This is a genomic window from Pseudomonas sp. H2_D02 (genome assembly GCF_054677635.1).
This window is the reverse complement of sequence record NZ_CP162816.1, coordinates 358,443-374,439: the sequence shown is the minus strand read 5'-3', so window position 1 is coordinate 374,439 and position 15,997 is coordinate 358,443. Positions and strand designations below refer to the sequence as shown.

Below are 15,997 nucleotides of genomic sequence, written 5' to 3'. Positions count from 1 at the left end.
AAATCAAGAATGTCCGGTGGTCCGGTTTATATACCCTAAACGCGCATAAACCGTTTTTGAACTAACTTTTAGGAATAATCATAGGTTGGATTTGATTCCCTGTGCGGGCTGCACGTCTTTCGGCGGGTTTTTCAGGTAGGGATGGGTGCCTCCGATCTTCAATGTTCGCGGCGGCGCCCAACGGGAATTGTTGCCCACCCGGTCGATGATGCAATAGGTCACTTCCAGGCGAAGGTCCTCGCCTGCTTCCATGATGATTTCCGGCGGCACCCAGACGTGGATCGGCTGGCCCACCTCGCCAGGCGTTATTCTCGGCAGGTCCATGCGCACATCGCCCCAACGCACGGTAATCGCGTCGTCGGCGGCCATGTTCAGGTAGGGCTCGATGGTCAGCGGCACGCCACGTTTGATCTGGTTCGGGTTCACGCCCTGGCGGCGGATGGTCTGAGGAATCCGCACCGGCGCCAGGCTCTGGTTTTCATCACCGGTCAAGGTCGAGGGTCGGCCACCGGGGCAATCGAGCTTGACCTGGACCTGTTGCGTGGCCGACAGCGCTGGCCCTCGGCCAATTTGCATGACGCGATAGTGTATGCGTGAGGTCCCATTGACGATAAAGCTCTCCGGTACCCGCAACGTGATGCTGCCCTGCGTATCCTCATGTGACAGCAGGCGAGAGCCGGCATAGCAGTTGTCCCAATACAGCTCGACCACATCGCCGACGTCCATGCCCGGGTAGGCGGCAATGATGATCTCCAGATGGGTGGCGCTGGTAATGTTGATTCCGGCGCGCTGTGCGTTCGCCAAGGTGGGCGCGGCCAGTCCAGGAATAGTTGACGTACATGTCATGTTGTTACTCCTTTGATTTTATTAAACGAACCATTTCTCGTGGAAACAGGGTGCCTGCTTATTCAGCGTGATCAATCGCTCGGCAAATAAGTCGTTAACTTGTATGGGTACTTCGGAACGATAAGCTTGGTCTGTCCGCCCCTAGATAAAGGGTCAGTAGTTTTAATGTCAATAGAGCAGCGAGCTTAATAGCAAGTTGTGCAAGTCTTCAGAAATATCCTACGCGCCGAAGATACTAATGCGCGGCCTTTGATGCCCTTTTCCTAGGCTTTTGAGGTGTCCGGGTGGTTGGGTCGGGAGCAGGTCAGGTCAAGGCGGTAACTTATTTTTGCGATAATCGTGTTGGTTTTGGCGACTCATTCGAGCATGAGTGATTACCCAGTTTGCTTGGGCTGGAAGTTGGCAGAGATATTTATAGGATTTGTCGAAGCTTTCATTCCATGAAAGTTTCGACAGGGGTAAGTTATTGCGCGCCGTGTCCGGCAGAGAGGAACTTGCTGAGGAACTGTCGAGTGCGCTCTTCCTTAGGGTTTGCGAACAAAGCCTTGGCTTCGCCTTGTTCGACGATTACGCCTTTGTCGAAAAACACCACGCGATTGGCCACATCCCGGGCGAAGCTCATCTCATGGGTCACGATGACCATGGTGCGCTTTTCTTCGGCCAGGCCGCGAATCGTCGCCAGTACTTCGCCCACCAGTTCTGGGTCCAGGGCTGAGGTCGGCTCGTCGAAGAGGATCACCGCCGGTTCCATTGCCAGTGCGCGAGCAATCGCCACGCGTTGTTGCTGACCGCCCGACAGGCGCCTCGGATAGGCGTTTTCCTTACCGGCCAATCCGACCTTGGCCAATAGCGTGCGACCCAACGTCTCGGCCTCCGCGCGCGGCGTCTTTTTCACCACGATCGGGCCTTCGGTGACGTTTTCCAATGCCGTGCGATGGGGGAACAGGTTGAAGTTCTGGAACACGAAGCCCACCTGCTGGCGCAAGCGACGCACCAGGCCCTGCTGCTGGTTCAGCGGGCGACTGCCGTCGATCTCGATGTCGCCGACCTTGATCCGGCCGCTGCTGGGTTCTTCCAGGAAGTTCAGGCAACGCAGGAAGGTGGTCTTGCCCGAGCCGCTGGGGCCGATGATTGCAACCACTTCGCCTTCTTCGATCTTCAAGTCGATGCCGTTGAGCACCACCTGACCCTTGAACTGCTTTGTCAGTTTTTCCACGACAATCATGGGTCAGGACTCCTGGTCGTGCCGATTGACCCGGGCTTCCAGTACGTTCTGCAGGTGCGAAAGCACGGTGGCAAGAACCCAATAGATCAGCGCGGCGGCAAGATACATGGTGAAGATTTCGAAGGTGCGGGCGGTGATTAACTGCGCCTGGCGGAACAGCTCCGGTACCTGGATGGTCGCCGCCAGCGCGGTGTCCTTCACCAGGGAAATGAAACTGTTGCCCAACGGTGGCAGGGCGGTGCGCGCGGCTTGTGGCAGGATGGCCCGGCGCAGTGTCTGCGCACGGGTCATGCCGATACTCGCCGCCGCTTCCCACTGGCCGCGCTCGATGGAACTGATGGCGGCCCGCAGGATTTCACACGCATAGGCGGCCATGTTCAGCGAGAAACCGATCAGCGCCGCTGGCAGCGGGTCCAGCTCGATGCCCAATTGCGGCAACCCGTAATAGATCACGAACAATTGCACCAGCAACGGCGTGCCGCGAAAGAACGACACGTAGATGCGGGCGATCCAGTTCACCAGGGCGAAACGCGACAGGCGCATCAGCGCCAGGCCGAACCCCAGCAACAAGCCGAAGAACATGCCGCCCAGGCTGAGGATGACCGTGTAATACGCGCCCTTGAGCAGGAAGGGCGCGGAGTCCAGCGCGAGTTGAAGAGCTGCTTCCATTATTGGGTGACGTCAGCGCTGAAATATTTTTCCGAGAGTTTTTTCAACGTGCCGTCGGCGCGCAGTTTTTCGATGGCCTTGTTCACGGCGGCCAGCAGCTCAGGCTCGCCTTTACGCAGGGCGATACCGGACTCCTGGCGAGAGAAGGCTTCGCTGGTAACGGTGGTGTCCTTGGCTTTCTTGGCGTATTCCAGCGCGGCCAGGCGGTCGATCAGGATGGTGTCGATACGGCCGACGCGCAGATCCTGGAACTTGGTCGGATCGTCGTCATAGGTCTTGACTTGGGCGCCCGGCACTTCGGCCTTGACCCATTGTTCGTAGTTCGTGCCCAGGCCCACACCAACTTTCTTGCCGTCCAGGTCAGCGGCTTTCTTGATGTTCAGCTCGTCGGCCTTCTTGGTCAGGACCAGCGCTTGAATCCCGGAAATGGTGTACGGCTCGGAGAAGTCGTACTTCTTCTTACGTTCCTCGGAGATAGTCACTTGGTTGACTACAGCGTCCAGACGCTTGGATTCCAGCGCCGCGAGAATGCCCGCCCATGGAGTGGTCTGCAGCTTGACCTTCACACCCAGCTCCTTGGCCAGGGCTTCGGAGAACTCCACTTCGAAGCCGGTCAGTTTTCCGCTGTCATCAACGAAACTGAACGGTGGATAAGTGCCTTCCAGGCCGATCTTGATTTCACCAGCGTCCTTGATTTTTTGCAGTTGCTCACCGGCAACCGCTTGCCCCAGCAGGCCAGCGCTCAATGCCAGGCCCAGCGAACCCACCAGCAGGTTGCGACGTAATGCGGAAAAATTCATGACAAGCCCCTGTGTTTTCTTATGACGACGTTATTTGGCTGAGATAAGGCGTAGCCGCGATCCGAAAAGATTGCCACATCCTGCCTTAAAGCAGCCTGGACGTCTCGCGGCAAATGCGCTTGCGGCGAGACTATAGGGTGGGTTTTATAGATTGGAAAATAATATTAAATCAAGCATCTATGCTAATTTGGAATGAAGACCTGTGGGAGCGAGCTTGCTCGCGATAGCGGTGTGTCAGTTAAACAATTGTCGGCTGATTTATCGCTATCGCGAGCAAGCTCGCTCCCACAAAAGCCCTCCATTGAGTCTTCTAAGCCGAGAACGCCGCGTTATAGGCGAACAACGCCGGCGCGCCGCCGGTGTGCAGGAAAATGATCGGGCCGTCATCGAAACGGTCGCGGCCGATGCCATCGAGCAAGCCGGCCATGGCCTTGCCGGTATAGACGGGATCGAGCAGCAGACCTTCCTGGCTCGCCAACAGCTTGACCGCTGCCAGTGTCCCGGCATTCGGTTCGCCATAGCGGGGGGCGAAATATTCATCCCACAGGTTCACCTTGAATGCCTCTGGGAGGGCCACTTCAAGCAGCTCGGCGGTGCGCTCGGCCAAGCCTTGTACCTTTGGAAACTGGTCCTCTTCGCTGCGCGAAACCGTTACGCCAATGACCGGAAGCGCAGGCAGGCTTTCGCTCAAGGCCAGCGCCAGGCCGCTGTGCGTGCCGGCACTGCCCGAGGCCAGTACCACCGCGGCGAAATCGACGCCGGTGTCCTTGATCTGTTCGGCCAGCTCCAGGCCGGCGCGTACATAACCCAGCGCGCCCAAGGCATTGGAACCACCAATCGGCACCAGGTACGGTTTTTTGCCGTTGCTGCGCAGACGGCCAGCGAGGGCCTGCAATTGGTCATCGGCGTTGTCCAGGTTGTCTACCAGCTCGACCTTGGCGTCGAAAAGCTCCAGCAACAGACGATTGCCGTTCCCCAGGTAATTGCTGTCCTCGGTACCAATCGGGTTTTCCAGCAGCGCCACACAGCCCAGGCCCAGCTTCGCGGCCAGGGCTGCGGTCTGGCGTACATGATTGGACTGGATCGCCCCAGCGGTGATGAGGGTATCGGCGCCCTGGGCAATGGCGTCGGCGGCCAGGTATTCGAGCTTGCGCAGTTTATTGCCGCCCAGGGCCAGGGGCGTCAGGTCGTCGCGCTTGATGTAGATGTCCCGGCCGAGCCAGGCGGAGAGACGGTCGAGTTTTTCCAGGGGTGTCGGGTGGCCGAGCAGGTCAAGACGATGAAAGCGAGACAGCTGTTCTTTGATCATGGGTCCGTACTGGTTGTAGGCGATGCCTGGACTATAGGCACGTGGATATTCAGGGGCAACCGGCATGTTTCTGTCCGAGTGCGGATCTGGCGACGCCATTGTCGGATTGCCCTGCACTTCACCTGTGGGAGCGGGCTTGCTCGCGAAAGCGATCTGTCTGTACCGATGATTTCGGATAGGCCGACGCCTTCGCGAGCAAGCCCGCTCCCACAATCTGGGCCTGCGTTAATGAACGAATGCCCGCCAGGCACCGTCATACCCAGCCATGGGCTAGTGTAGGAAACGTGCCGTTGAGCCCTGCGATTAGTCCTTAGCTAGCTATTCATGTTTAACTTGAACGTTCATTCAAGTTAAACCATTGGTTTGCTGCCCGCTCACAACAGGAGGCTTGCCTTTGCCGAGTCCGTTTGCGCACGTCACGATTTCGTTTTGCGAGGTGCTTCGTCGATGAGTACTTCGTCCCTTTCACCCAGCGGCCTGGTCCGCATGAATCCGCCGGTGTTTTACTTCGCCGCGACCTTCATCCTGCTGTTCGGCCTGGTGGTGATCGCCATGCCCGCGCAAGCCGGCGCCTGGCTGCTGGCGGCCCAGAACTGGGCGGCCAATACAGTCGGTTGGTACTACTTGCTGGCGATGACCCTCTATTTGATTTTCGTGGTGGTCACTGCGTTGTCGGGCTACGGCAAGATCAAGCTCGGTGCCGACCATGACGAGCCCGAATTCAGCTACTTGTCCTGGGCCGGCATGTTGTTCGCCGCCGGGATCAGCATCACGTTGTTTTTCTTTTGTGTTTCCGAGCCGCTGACCCATCTGGCACAGCCGCCCCAAGGCGAAGCCGGTACTGCCGATGCGGCGCGCCAGGCCATGCAGATTCTCTTCTTGCACTGGGGCCTGCACGGCTGGGGGGTGTTTGCCTTTGTCGGCATGGCCTTGGCGTACTTCGCCTACCGGCACAATTTGCCCCTGGCGTTGCGATCGGCGTTGTATCCGTTGATTGGCAAGCGCATCAACGGTCCGATCGGTTATGCCGTGGATGGCTTCGGCATTATCGCAACGGTGTTCGGCCTCGGTGCGGACATGGGGTTTGGTGTGCTGCACCTCAATTCCGGATTGGATTACCTGTTCGGCATCGCTCACACCCAGTGGATCCAGGTCGGCCTGATCGTGCTGATGATGGGCGCGGCGATCATCGTCGCGGTGGCCGGCGTCGACAAAGGCGTGCGGGTGATGTCCGACATCAACATGCTGCTGGCCTGCGCGTTGCTGTTGTTCGTGCTGTTTGCCGGCCCGACCCAGCATTTGCTCAACACGTTGATCCAGAACGTCGGTGACTATCTCGGCGCCTTGCCAATGAAAAGTTTTGACCTGTACGCCTACGACAAGCCGAGCGACTGGCTGGGCGGGTGGACGGTGTTCTATTGGGCATGGTGGATTGCGTGGTCGCCGTTCGTGGGGCTGTTCATCGCACGTATTTCCCGTGGCCGGACGATTCGCGAATTCGTCTTTGGCGTGCTGTTGATTCCCCTCGGTTTCACCCTGGCGTGGATGTCGATCTTTGGTAACAGCGCCCTCGACCAAGTGTTGAACCATGGCATGAGCGCCTTGGGGATGTCGGCGGTGGATAACCCGTCGATGAGCCTTTACTTGCTGCTGGAGACCTACCCGTGGAGCAAGACGGTCATCGCTGTCACGGTGTTTATCAGCTTTGTGTTTTTCGTCACCTCCGCCGACTCCGGCACCGTGGTGCTGTCCACGCTTTCGGCCAAGGGCGGCAGTCCGGATGAAGACGGACCGAAATGGCTGCGGGTGTTCTGGGGCGCGATGACCGCCCTGGTGACCAGCGCCTTGCTATTTTCCGGCAGCATCGATGCGCTCAAGTCAGCGGTGGTGCTGACCTCCTTGCCCTTTTCACTGATTCTCTTGCTGATGATGTGGGGCCTGCACAAGGCGTTCTACCTCGAATCCCAGAAGCAGATTGCGCAACTGCATTCGTTGGCGCCCGTTTCGGCTTCGCGACGGGGCACTGGCGGCTGGCGCCAGCGCCTGAGCCAGGCGGTGCATTTTCCTTCTCGCGATGAGGTGTACCGCTTTCTGGATAGCACGGTGCGCCCGGCCATCGAAGATGTGAAAGCGGTGTTCATCGAGAAGGGCCTGACCGTAATGACCCAACCCGACCCGGCGGCCGACAGTGTCAGCCTGGAAATCGGCCATGGCGAGCAGCATCCGTTCATCTACCAAGTGCAGATGCGCGGTTACTTCACACCGTCCTTCGCCCGGGGTGGCATGGGCTCCAAGCAAATCAACAACCGGCGTTACTACCGTGCCGAAGTGCACCTGAGTGAAGGCAGCCAGGATTACGACCTGGTGGGCTATTCCAAGGAGCAGGTCATCAACGACATCCTCGACCAGTACGAGCGGCACATGCAGTTCTTGCATCTGGTGCGTTGATCGAGTGAAGCCTCAGACCAGCCCACCATTGGCCCGCAGGATCTGCCCATTGACCCAACCGGCAGCCGGACTCACCAGGAAAGACACGATGCTGGCGATGTCTTCCGGCTGGCCGAGGCGCTCCAGGGGCGGCATCTTCGCGTAGTGCTGGACCTGCTCCTCGCTTTTGCCGTGCATGAACAGTTCGGTGGCGACCGGCCCCGGCGCCACGGCGTTGACCGTGATCTGGCGACCGCGCAGTTCCTTGGCGAACACCTGGGTCAGTGACTCCACCGCGGCTTTGCTGGCGATGTACACCGAATAGCCAGGCAGGTTCAGCCCTACGGTACTGCTGGAAAAATTCACGATGCGGCCGCCATCGTTCAGCCGAGTCGCGGCCTCGCGCAGGGTGTTGAAGGTACCGCGCGTGTTGATGGCGAACGTACGGTCGAACAACTCGTCGCTGTGCTGCGCCAAGGGCATGACCTGGAGGATGCCGGCGTTGTTGATCAACACATCGATCTTGCCCAGTTGTGCTTCGACTTCATCGAACATCCGGCTGACGTCGGCGGCAACCGACACGTCGGCTTTCACCGCTATGGCCTGGTGACCGGCCTGACGCAGCTGCACCACCAGCTTGGAGGCTTCGTTGGCGCTGCTGGCAAAGTTGACGGCAACGGCAAAGCCGTCGCTGGCCAGTTGCTTGGCAATCTCTGCGCCGATGCCACGGGAGGCGCCGGTCACGATGGCAACTTTGGAGTTTGAAGCAGTCATGGCGAGAATCCCCTTGGGATGTAGTGATGGGTTGCAGGCAGATTCACATGTTTACTCTCGCCGATAAATGCCGGAAAGTTGCCTTGACTGTTCAATAATCTCCAACAATCGGAGCGCAGGATTTCAATGGATCAGGTCAAGGCCATGCGGGTGTTTGTCCGCATCTACGAGCGCAGCAGTTTCACCCTGGCTGCTGAAGACTTGAACATGCCACGGGCCACGCTGACCCATACGCTCAATCAGTTCGAGGCCTGGTTGGGTGTGCGTTTGCTCGAGCGCAGCACGCGCAAGGTGCGCCCGACCCTCGATGGCGAAGCCTATTACCCGCGCTGCGTACAATTGCTGGCCGAGCTGGAAGAAGCCGAACTGGCGTTTCGCGGCGTTGCGCCCAAAGGCAAGCTGAGGGTGGACCTGCACGGAACACAGGCGCGATATTTCGTGATTCCGGCGTTGCCGCAGTTCATGGCCCGCTATCCGGAAATAGAACTGTTCATCAGTGAGGCGGATCGTTTCGTCGACCTGATTGCCGAGGGCGTCGATTGCGTCGTGCGCTCCGGTACGTTGGCGGATTCGTCATTGATTGGCCGGCGTGTCGCCAATCTTCGGCAAGTCACCTGCGCCAGCCCTGGTTACTTGCGCCAATACGGCGAACCGAAAAACCTCGATGACTTGCGGCATCACAAGGCAGTGAATTACGTCTCGCGCACCACCGCCAAGCTGTATCCGTTCGAATTCATGGTCGACGGCGAACTGAAGGAAGTGCAGATCGGGGGGACGTTGTCGGTGTCCGGCGCGGAAATCTACGCCGCGTCGGCCATTGCCGGCATGGGCCTGATCCAGTGCCCCCATTACCGGATGGAGGAGCCGATCCGGCAGGGCCTGATCCAGGAGGTGCTCGCCGCGACGCCGCCACCCTCCATGCCAGTGTCGGTGCTTTATCCGCACAACCGACACATGTCGCCACGGGTACGGGTGTTCGTGGACTGGGTGGCGGAGGTGTTTGCGCAGGCGCGTTGATGTAGTTTTCGATTTCCATGGCACCGCTAATACCTTGTGGGAGCGGGCTTGCTCGCGAAGGCGGTGGGTCAGCCAGCGCAACTGTTGAGTTTGTAGATGCCTTCGCGAGCAAGCTCGCTCTCACAGGGATCTGCGAACTTTCGGCCTGACCGATGCGTCTGTGAAATGTTAGCTTTTGCCACCCGCCATCCGAACAGAGAGCCCTTTTCGATGACCTACACCGCTGCGCAAAACCGCTACGAGTCCATTCCCTATCGCCGCGTCGGTCGCAGCGGGCTGGTGCTGCCAGCCCTGTCACTCGGCTTGTGGCACAACTTCGGCGACAGCACGCCGATCGATACCCAGCGAGCCTTGTTGCGCACGGCGTTTGACCTGGGCATCAATCACTTCGACCTCGCCAACAACTACGGCCCGCCCTACGGCAGCGCCGAAATCAATTTCGGCCGGCTGTTGCGTGAAGACTTCAAGCAGTACCGCGATGAACTGATCATCTCCAGCAAGGCTGGCTGGGACATGTGGCCCGGCCCGTATGGCCAGGGTGGCGGTTCACGCAAATACGTACTCGCCAGTCTCGACCAGAGCCTGCAGCGCCTGGGGTTGGATTACGTGGACATTTTCTATTCCCACCGTTTCGACCCCGACACGCCGCTGGAGGAAACAGCCAGTGCCCTGGCCACGGCCGTGCAACAGGGCAAGGCCTTGTACATTGGCATCTCTTCGTATTCGGGCGTGAAGACCCGGGAAATGGCCGCGCTGCTCAAGGAATGGAAAGTCCCACTGCTGATCCACCAGCCGGCCTACAACCTGCTCAATCGCTGGGTGGAAAAAGACCTGCTGGACGCCACCGAGGAACTCGGCACGGGCGTCATCGCCTTCACGCCGCTGGCCCAGGGCTTGCTGACCGACAAATACCTCAAGGGCATTCCCGCCGATGCGCGGGTGAATCGCCCGGGGGGCGGCTCGTTGCAAGCGTCGCATCTGTCGGAGGAAAACATCGCCCACGTCCGTGCGCTCAACGAAATCGCCCAGCGTCGCGGCCAGAGCCTGGCTCAAATGGCCCTGGCCTGGACGTTGCGCGATCCACGGGTCACCTCCGCCCTGATCGGCGCGAGCCGGCCGGAGCAGATCGTCGAGAACGTCGGGGCCCTGCGCAATCTCGATTTCAGCGCCGAAGAACTGGCCGAGATCGACCGCTTTGCCCAGGAGGGCGGGATCAATCTGTGGGAGAAGCCTTCGACGGCTGAGTAATACCGAACACCCCTGTGGCGAGGGGAGCTTGCTCCCGCTGGGCCGCGAAGCGGCCCCAAACCCATTCAACACTGCGTATCAGGAAAGGCAGTGGGACAGGTTTTGCGACTGCTGCGCAGTCGAGCGGGAGCAAGCTCCCTCGCCACGGGGATATGCGTTACCCCGGAAAACCATTCGGGCAAGGCACTCACCTGAAAAACGGCACATCCCCCAACACCGTCGCCCGATGCATCACGCGCCGGGCAGGGCGGTAGTCGTCCACGGCGAAATGCTGGGTCACGCGGTTGTCCCAGAACGCCACGTCATTGGCCTGCCAGCGCCAGCGAACGGTGAATTCCGGCCGCGTGGCGTGGCCAAACAGCAGTTTCAGGATCGCCTCGCTTTCGCTTTCCGACAGCTCGTTGATGCGAGTGGTAAAGCCTTCGTTGACGAACAGCGAGCGACGACCGCTCACCGGATGCGTACGAATCACCGGATGGGACAGCGGTGGGTTTTTCCGCCGTGCTTCTTCCCAGCGCACCAAGTCCTCGGCGGAGTTGCCGAAGCGCTCCAGCGGAAACGAACGGGTGAAGTCGTGAGTCGCCGTCAGGCCTTCCAGCAGGCTTTTCAATGGCGCCGACAAGGCTTCGTAGGCAGCGATGCCACTGGCCCACAACGTGTCGCCGCCAAACGCCGGCAGCAGCTTGGCGCTGAGCACGGCGCCCATGGCAGGAGTCGGCAGGAAGGTCACGTCAGTGTGCCATACGGCATTATCGCGAACGTCGGTGACGGCGGTGTCGAGCACCAGCACTTCGGGCTGCTCCGGTACGTTGGGATAGATCGGATGAATGTGCAGGTCACCGAAATACGCAGCGAAACGTGCCTGTTGCGGCGGTTCGATCGGCTGGTCGCGGAAAAATAACACCTGATGTTCCAGCAGCGCCTGCTCGATGAAATCCCGGTCTTCCAGGCTCAGCGGATGACTGATGTCGATCCCGCTGATCTGCGCGCCGAGGGCAATGCTCAAGGGGGTAATGGTCGGGCGGCTCATGGTGGTTCTCTCGGATGGGCGCCGAATGGTCGGCGTGGTCATTGCGTATCAATGGGCCTGGCCGTGCCATGGCACCAGCTTGCGTTGCAGGGCGCGCAGGCCCATTTCCATGGCGAAGGCGATCAGGGCGATCACCAGGATTCCCAGCACCACCACATCGGTGACCAGGAACTGCGCCGCCGACTGCACCATGAACCCCAGGCCGCTGGTGGCCGCGATCAATTCAGCGGCGACCAGCGTCGACCAACCCACGCCCAGGCCGATGCGGATACCGGTGAGAATGTCCGGCAACGCGCTGGGCACGATCACATGACGGATCAGTTGCGCCCGGGTGGCACCGAGGGATTGCGCGGCCCGCAATTTGGCCGGGTCGACGGTGCGCACGCCGGTGGCGGTGGCGATGGCGATCGGGGCGAAGATCGCCAGGTAGATCAGCAGGACTTTCGACAGCTCGCCGATGCCGCACCAGATCACGATCAGCGGCAGGTAGGCCAGGGGCGGAATCGGTCGATAGAACTCGATCAGCGGATCGAGCACCCCACGGGCGATACGGTTGGCGCCGATGGCGATGCCCACCGGCACCGCCGTGAGCACTGCGAACAACAGGCCCAGGCCAATCCGCCCGAGGCTTGCGCCCAGGTGTTGCCAGAGTGTCGAATCCATGTAGCCGCTGGTTGCCAGCAGCCATCCCTTTTGCAGAACGGCGGAGGGCGGCGGCAGGAACAGCGGTTCGATCAGCCCGCTGGCGGTGATCGCCCACCAGAGCAGCAGCAACACGACCAACGTCAGCCCGCTGATCCAACGTGTGCCCAGGCTGCGTCGTACGGGGGCTGCCGCGCGCGAGGTCACGGCATCGCCGGCCACGGCTGGGATTTCATAACTGCTCATGCGCGCTCCTGTTGTCGAGTGGCGCTGCGTTGGGAAAACACCTTGGCAAGCACATGCTCGCGGGTCTCGATGAAGCGTGGATCGGACTTGATGGAGCGGGCCGATTCACCCGCGCCGTAGCGGCGGCCGAAATCCAGGCTCAGGCGCTCGACGATCTGCCCGGGATCGGGTGCCAGCAGGATCAGATCGGTTGCCAGGAACACGGCTTCTTCAATGTCGTGGGTAATCAGGAACACTGGTTTGGCGGTGCGTTGCCAGACTTGCAGCAACAGCTCCTGCATCTGCTCGCGGGTGAAAGCGTCCAGGGCGCCGAAAGGTTCGTCCATCAACAACAATCGCGGATCGGCTGCCAACGCGCGGGCCAGGCCTACGCGTTGCTTCTGGCCGCCGGACAGCTGCCAGACGCGGCGTTTTTCGAAACCGGCCAAGTCCACCAAGGCGAGCATCTCCCGGGCGCGAGCCTCGCGTTTTTCCTTGGCAACTCCGGCCAGTTCCAGGCCGAAAGCGACGTTCGCCAGCACGTCCTGCCAGGGCAACAGCGCATCGTCCTGGAACACCACGCCACGTTCGGCGCCGGGGCCTGACACCGGCACGTCGTCGAGGGTGATTTGCCCGGCGCTGGGCTCGACGAACCCGGCAATCAGGTTCAGCAGCGACGTCTTGCCGCTGCCGGATGGGCCGAGGGCGACCAACAACTGCTGCGGGCCCAGGGTCAACGAAATATCCGCCAGTACCGGTTTCGTTGCACCGGGGTACTGTGCGCTGATGCGCTCCAGCTGTAGCAAGGCCATCTCGGCGTCTCCTTTTTCGATCAGCGAGTGATGTATTTGGCGCTGACGTACGGCGCGTAATCCGGCAGCACTGCTTCGACCTTGCCTTGCTCCTTGAGGAACGCGGCAGTGTTGGTAATCGCCTGGGTGGTTGGAGCGCCGAGGCTCACCACCTGGTCTGCGGCCAGCGGGAAGACGTTGCCTTGCAACAGCAGCGGGATATCACTGGCCTTGGCGCCGGAGAGCTTCACCAGCTTGTCGATGTTGGAGGCATCGGCCAGCCAGGCTTGCGGATCCTTGCGGTACTGGGCGTAGGCATCCAGGGTGACTTTGGCGAACGCCGTGACGATCTCGGGATGCTGCTGGGCGAAATCCTTGCGCACGATCCACGCGTCGAAGGTCGGTGCGCCGAACTGGGCCAGTTCAGCCGAAGTGATCAGCACCTTGCCGTTTTCCTTGGCGACGCCGAGGGCCGGGTCCCAGACGTAGGTGGCGTCGATGTCGCCGCGTTTCCAGGCGGCGATGATGGCCGGCGGGGCGAGGTTGAGCACCGTGACTTTCGACGGGTCGATGTTCCAGTGCTTCAGCGCGGCGAGCAGGCTGTAGTGGCCGGTGGAGACAAACGGCACGGCGATCTTCTTGCCGATCAGGTCTTGCGGGGTCTTGATGCCGGAGCCGTCACGGGCGACCAAGGCTTCAGCGGCGCCGATCTGGGTGGCGATGAGGAAAGTTTCCACTGGAACCTTACGCGTGATGGCGGCGGTCAGCGGGCTGGAACCGAGGTAACCGATCTGCACATCGCCCGAGGCGATGGCGGCGATGATGTCGGCGCCATTGTCGAACTTGCGCCAGGCGATCTTCGCCTGGGTGGCTTTTTCATAGGCACCGTCGGCCTGGGCGACTTTCGCCGGGTCAACGGTGGTCTGGTAGGCGACGGTCAGGTCGGCCGCCTGGGCAAAAAGACTCGCCGCAGCCAGGGAGGCGGCCGCGAGAAGGCGAAGGGGGAAACTCAAAGACATGGTGTAGCTCCTCAACAGGCCGCCGGAGAGTCGGCGTTGGAGGAGACTAAATGATCTAAGAATTAAGAAATAAATAACTTTTTCGAATTAGCTTATCTGCGAAAAAGTCTATGCAAGGGGCAGAAATTGGAGTTGTACATGGCTTTTGTGGCGAGGGGATTTATCCCCGCTGGGCTGCGTAGCAGCCCTAAAGCTCCTCTTCGGTGTGTCAGACAGGTCACTTACCGCCGTTTTGGGGTCGCTTCGCAACCCAGCGGGGATAAATCCCCTCGCCACAGCTGCATTCCCACGAAGGAATCATGGGAATGCTCGGTCAGTTACTGATCGCCAAAATGCTCGCCTGATACGAACCCACGAACACATCGAAATCCCCCACCTCGTTCTGCTCCAGCTCGGTTTGCTGGACCAGGGACTGGCGAGCGGTTTGCTCGAACGCGGCTTGCTCTTCGGTCGCCAACGGCTCGGCGCGGAAGAACTCGGCGTGGGCCTTGCTCTGGCGCAGGGAGAACTGAGCGAAGCTTTCCTGATGCTCGGCCATGGCGGCCAACACCTGGGCGGAGGGCGTCAGCGATGGATCGCGGACTTTCGCTCGTTGCGCGTCCAGCGCCTGACGGTGGGCGTCGCCACCCTGGCTCTGGTCGAGCAGCGCTGCCAGTGGAGCGATATTCTCGAGCAATTCCAGGGCCCATGCCTGCATATCCACGGCTTGCCCCTGGCGCTGCAGTTGCAGGCCCGGCTTGCGGCCTTCCTTGACCACGGTCAGGAAGTTGCTGGTGGCGTTGCTGCATTCGTTGTTTTCCAGCTGCGGGCTGTCATTGAGGCCGCAATACAGCAGGAACGCGTCGAGGAACCGCGACTCGGTGAGGTCGATGCCCATCGGCAGGAACGGGTTGATGTCCAGGCAACGCACTTCGACGTACTGGATCCCGCGAGCCATCAGGGCCTGGATTGGCCGCTCGCCGGTATAGGTCACGCGCTTGGGACGGATATTGGAGTAGTACTCGTTTTCGATCTGCAGGATGTTGGTGTTGAGCTGCACCCACTCGCCGTTCTGGTGGGTGCCGACTTCGACGTACGGCCCGTACGGCGTTGCCACCGCTTTGCGCAGGCTGTCGGTGTAGCTCGCCAGATCGTTGTAGCAAGGCGTCAAGCCGGCCTGGGCGTTGCTCTGGTAACCCAAGTCGCTCATGCGCAGGCTGGTGGCGTAGGGCAGGTACAAGGTGTCCGGATCCAGCTGTTCCAACTGGTGCGGCCGGCCACGCAGGAAACCGACGTCGAGGGCCGGCGAGGCACCGAACAGGTACATCAGCAGCCAGCTGTAGCGACGGAAATTACGGATCAGGGCGATGTAGGCCGACGATTGGAAGTCCCGGTCGCTCGCGTCGATGGCTTCGTCCTGCCGGAGCAGGGGCCAGAGCTTTTCCGGTAGGGAAAAGTTGTAGTGGATCCCGGCGATGCATTGCATGGTCTTGCCGTAGCGCAGGGCCAAGCCCTTGCGATAGACATACTTGAGTCGACCGATGTTCGAGGTGCCGTAATAGGCGATCGGAATCTCTTCCTCGGCCGGCAACGGACACGGCATCGAAGGGCTCCACAGGTATTCGTCGCCGAGCTTGCTGTAGACGAACCGGTGGATCCTGTCGAGGCTGCGCAGGGTGTCGGCCGGGTTGGCCAGGGCCGGGGTGATGAACTCCAGCAACGACTCGGAATAGTCGGTGGTGATCTGTTCGTTGGTCAGCGCCGAGCCCAGGGCTTGCGGGTGCGGGGTCTGCGCCAGGCGCCCGTCATCGGTGACGCGCAGGCATTCACGTTCGATACCGTGCAGGCACTGCTCGAGCAGGGAGAGGTTGGCGCGCTCGCCGAGCAGGGCCAGGCGGCGGTTTAAAAGGTCGCTCAAGTTGAATTCCTTCACGCGTCAGTCGCCCCAATATGGGGGTGGGCAAGACGGTCTACAAGGGTGAAGTTAAAACTGGCG

General features: G+C 60.5%; 14 protein-coding genes. 3 read left to right on the top strand and 11 right to left on the bottom strand.

The window, feature by feature from the left end; translation table 11 throughout:
- Nucleotides 1-78: 78 nt before the first annotated feature.
- The 5 genes from AB4N42_RS01720 to AB4N42_RS01700 all read right to left on the bottom strand — a co-directional run bounded on the left by AB4N42_RS01720 (nucleotide 79) and on the right by AB4N42_RS01700 (nucleotide 4,849).
- Nucleotides 79-846 carry a hypothetical protein gene (locus AB4N42_RS01720; RefSeq protein ID WP_030140510.1) on the bottom strand — a complete coding sequence of 256 codons (768 nt, stop codon included), beginning with the start codon at nucleotides 844-846 and terminating at the stop codon, nucleotides 79-81.
- Nucleotides 847-1,309: 463 nt separating this feature from the next.
- Nucleotides 1,310-2,071 (bottom strand): L-cystine ABC transporter ATP-binding protein TcyN, encoded by a 762-nt coding sequence (gene tcyN / locus AB4N42_RS01715; protein WP_030140509.1) that lies wholly within the window; start codon nucleotides 2,069-2,071, stop codon nucleotides 1,310-1,312.
- A 3-nt stretch (nucleotides 2,072-2,074) separates the two neighbouring features.
- On the bottom strand, nucleotides 2,075-2,740 hold the full coding sequence (gene tcyL / locus AB4N42_RS01710) for a cystine ABC transporter permease (RefSeq protein WP_030140508.1): 666 nt from the start codon (nucleotides 2,738-2,740) through the stop codon (nucleotides 2,075-2,077).
- The gene (tcyJ, locus tag AB4N42_RS01705) at nucleotides 2,740-3,540 is read right to left on the bottom strand and encodes a cystine ABC transporter substrate-binding protein (protein WP_030140507.1); all 801 of its coding nucleotides are present in this window, start codon (nucleotides 3,538-3,540) and stop codon (nucleotides 2,740-2,742) included. Before tcyJ ends, tcyL begins: the two co-directional genes overlap by 1 nt.
- A 310-nt stretch (nucleotides 3,541-3,850) precedes the next feature.
- On the bottom strand, nucleotides 3,851-4,849 hold the full coding sequence (locus AB4N42_RS01700) for a D-cysteine desulfhydrase (protein WP_030140506.1): 999 nt from the start codon (nucleotides 4,847-4,849) through the stop codon (nucleotides 3,851-3,853).
- Nucleotides 4,850-5,335: 486 nt separating this feature from the next.
- Here AB4N42_RS01700 and betT point away from each other — a divergent pair, with 486 nt between their 5' ends.
- Entirely contained in the window at nucleotides 5,336-7,297 is a 1,962-nt protein-coding gene (betT, locus tag AB4N42_RS01695) for a choline transporter BetT (protein ID WP_198797094.1), read from the top strand.
- Nucleotides 7,298-7,309: 12 nt separating this feature from the next.
- Here betT and AB4N42_RS01690 read toward each other — a convergent pair whose 3' ends face one another.
- Nucleotides 7,310-8,050: an SDR family oxidoreductase gene (locus AB4N42_RS01690; RefSeq protein ID WP_030140504.1), complete on the bottom strand. Its 741-nt coding sequence runs from the start codon at nucleotides 8,048-8,050 to the stop codon at nucleotides 7,310-7,312.
- Nucleotides 8,051-8,176: 126 nt separating this feature from the next.
- Here AB4N42_RS01690 and AB4N42_RS01685 point away from each other — a divergent pair, with 126 nt between their 5' ends.
- Both AB4N42_RS01685 and mgrA read left to right on the top strand, forming a co-directional pair.
- Nucleotides 8,177-9,067: a LysR family transcriptional regulator gene (locus AB4N42_RS01685; protein WP_030140503.1), complete on the top strand. Its 891-nt coding sequence runs from the start codon at nucleotides 8,177-8,179 to the stop codon at nucleotides 9,065-9,067.
- A 210-nt stretch (nucleotides 9,068-9,277) separates the two neighbouring features.
- Nucleotides 9,278-10,315 carry an L-glyceraldehyde 3-phosphate reductase gene (mgrA, locus tag AB4N42_RS01680; protein ID WP_030140502.1) on the top strand — a complete coding sequence of 346 codons (1,038 nt, stop codon included), beginning with the start codon at nucleotides 9,278-9,280 and terminating at the stop codon, nucleotides 10,313-10,315.
- Nucleotides 10,316-10,502: 187 nt separating this feature from the next.
- On the opposite strand, the gene tauD is transcribed toward mgrA, so the two are convergent.
- The 5 genes from tauD to gshA form a co-directional block, all read right to left on the bottom strand.
- Nucleotides 10,503-11,345: a taurine dioxygenase gene (gene tauD / locus AB4N42_RS01675; protein ID WP_460115776.1), complete on the bottom strand. Its 843-nt coding sequence runs from the start codon at nucleotides 11,343-11,345 to the stop codon at nucleotides 10,503-10,505.
- Nucleotides 11,346-11,393: 48 nt separating this feature from the next.
- The gene (gene tauC, locus AB4N42_RS01670) at nucleotides 11,394-12,233 is read right to left on the bottom strand and encodes a taurine ABC transporter permease TauC (protein WP_217860986.1); all 840 of its coding nucleotides are present in this window, start codon (nucleotides 12,231-12,233) and stop codon (nucleotides 11,394-11,396) included.
- Nucleotides 12,230-13,024: a taurine ABC transporter ATP-binding subunit gene (tauB, locus tag AB4N42_RS01665; RefSeq protein ID WP_030140499.1), complete on the bottom strand. Its 795-nt coding sequence runs from the start codon at nucleotides 13,022-13,024 to the stop codon at nucleotides 12,230-12,232. Before tauB ends, tauC begins: the two co-directional genes overlap by 4 nt.
- Nucleotides 13,025-13,044: 20 nt before the next feature.
- Nucleotides 13,045-14,022 (bottom strand): taurine ABC transporter substrate-binding protein, encoded by a 978-nt coding sequence (tauA, locus tag AB4N42_RS01660; RefSeq protein WP_181290241.1) that lies wholly within the window; start codon nucleotides 14,020-14,022, stop codon nucleotides 13,045-13,047.
- Between the two features lie 313 nt (nucleotides 14,023-14,335).
- Nucleotides 14,336-15,919, bottom strand: a complete 1,584-nt coding sequence (gene gshA / locus AB4N42_RS01655; RefSeq protein WP_030140497.1) for a glutamate--cysteine ligase — start codon at nucleotides 15,917-15,919, stop codon at nucleotides 14,336-14,338.
- Nucleotides 15,920-15,997 lie beyond the last annotated feature (78 nt).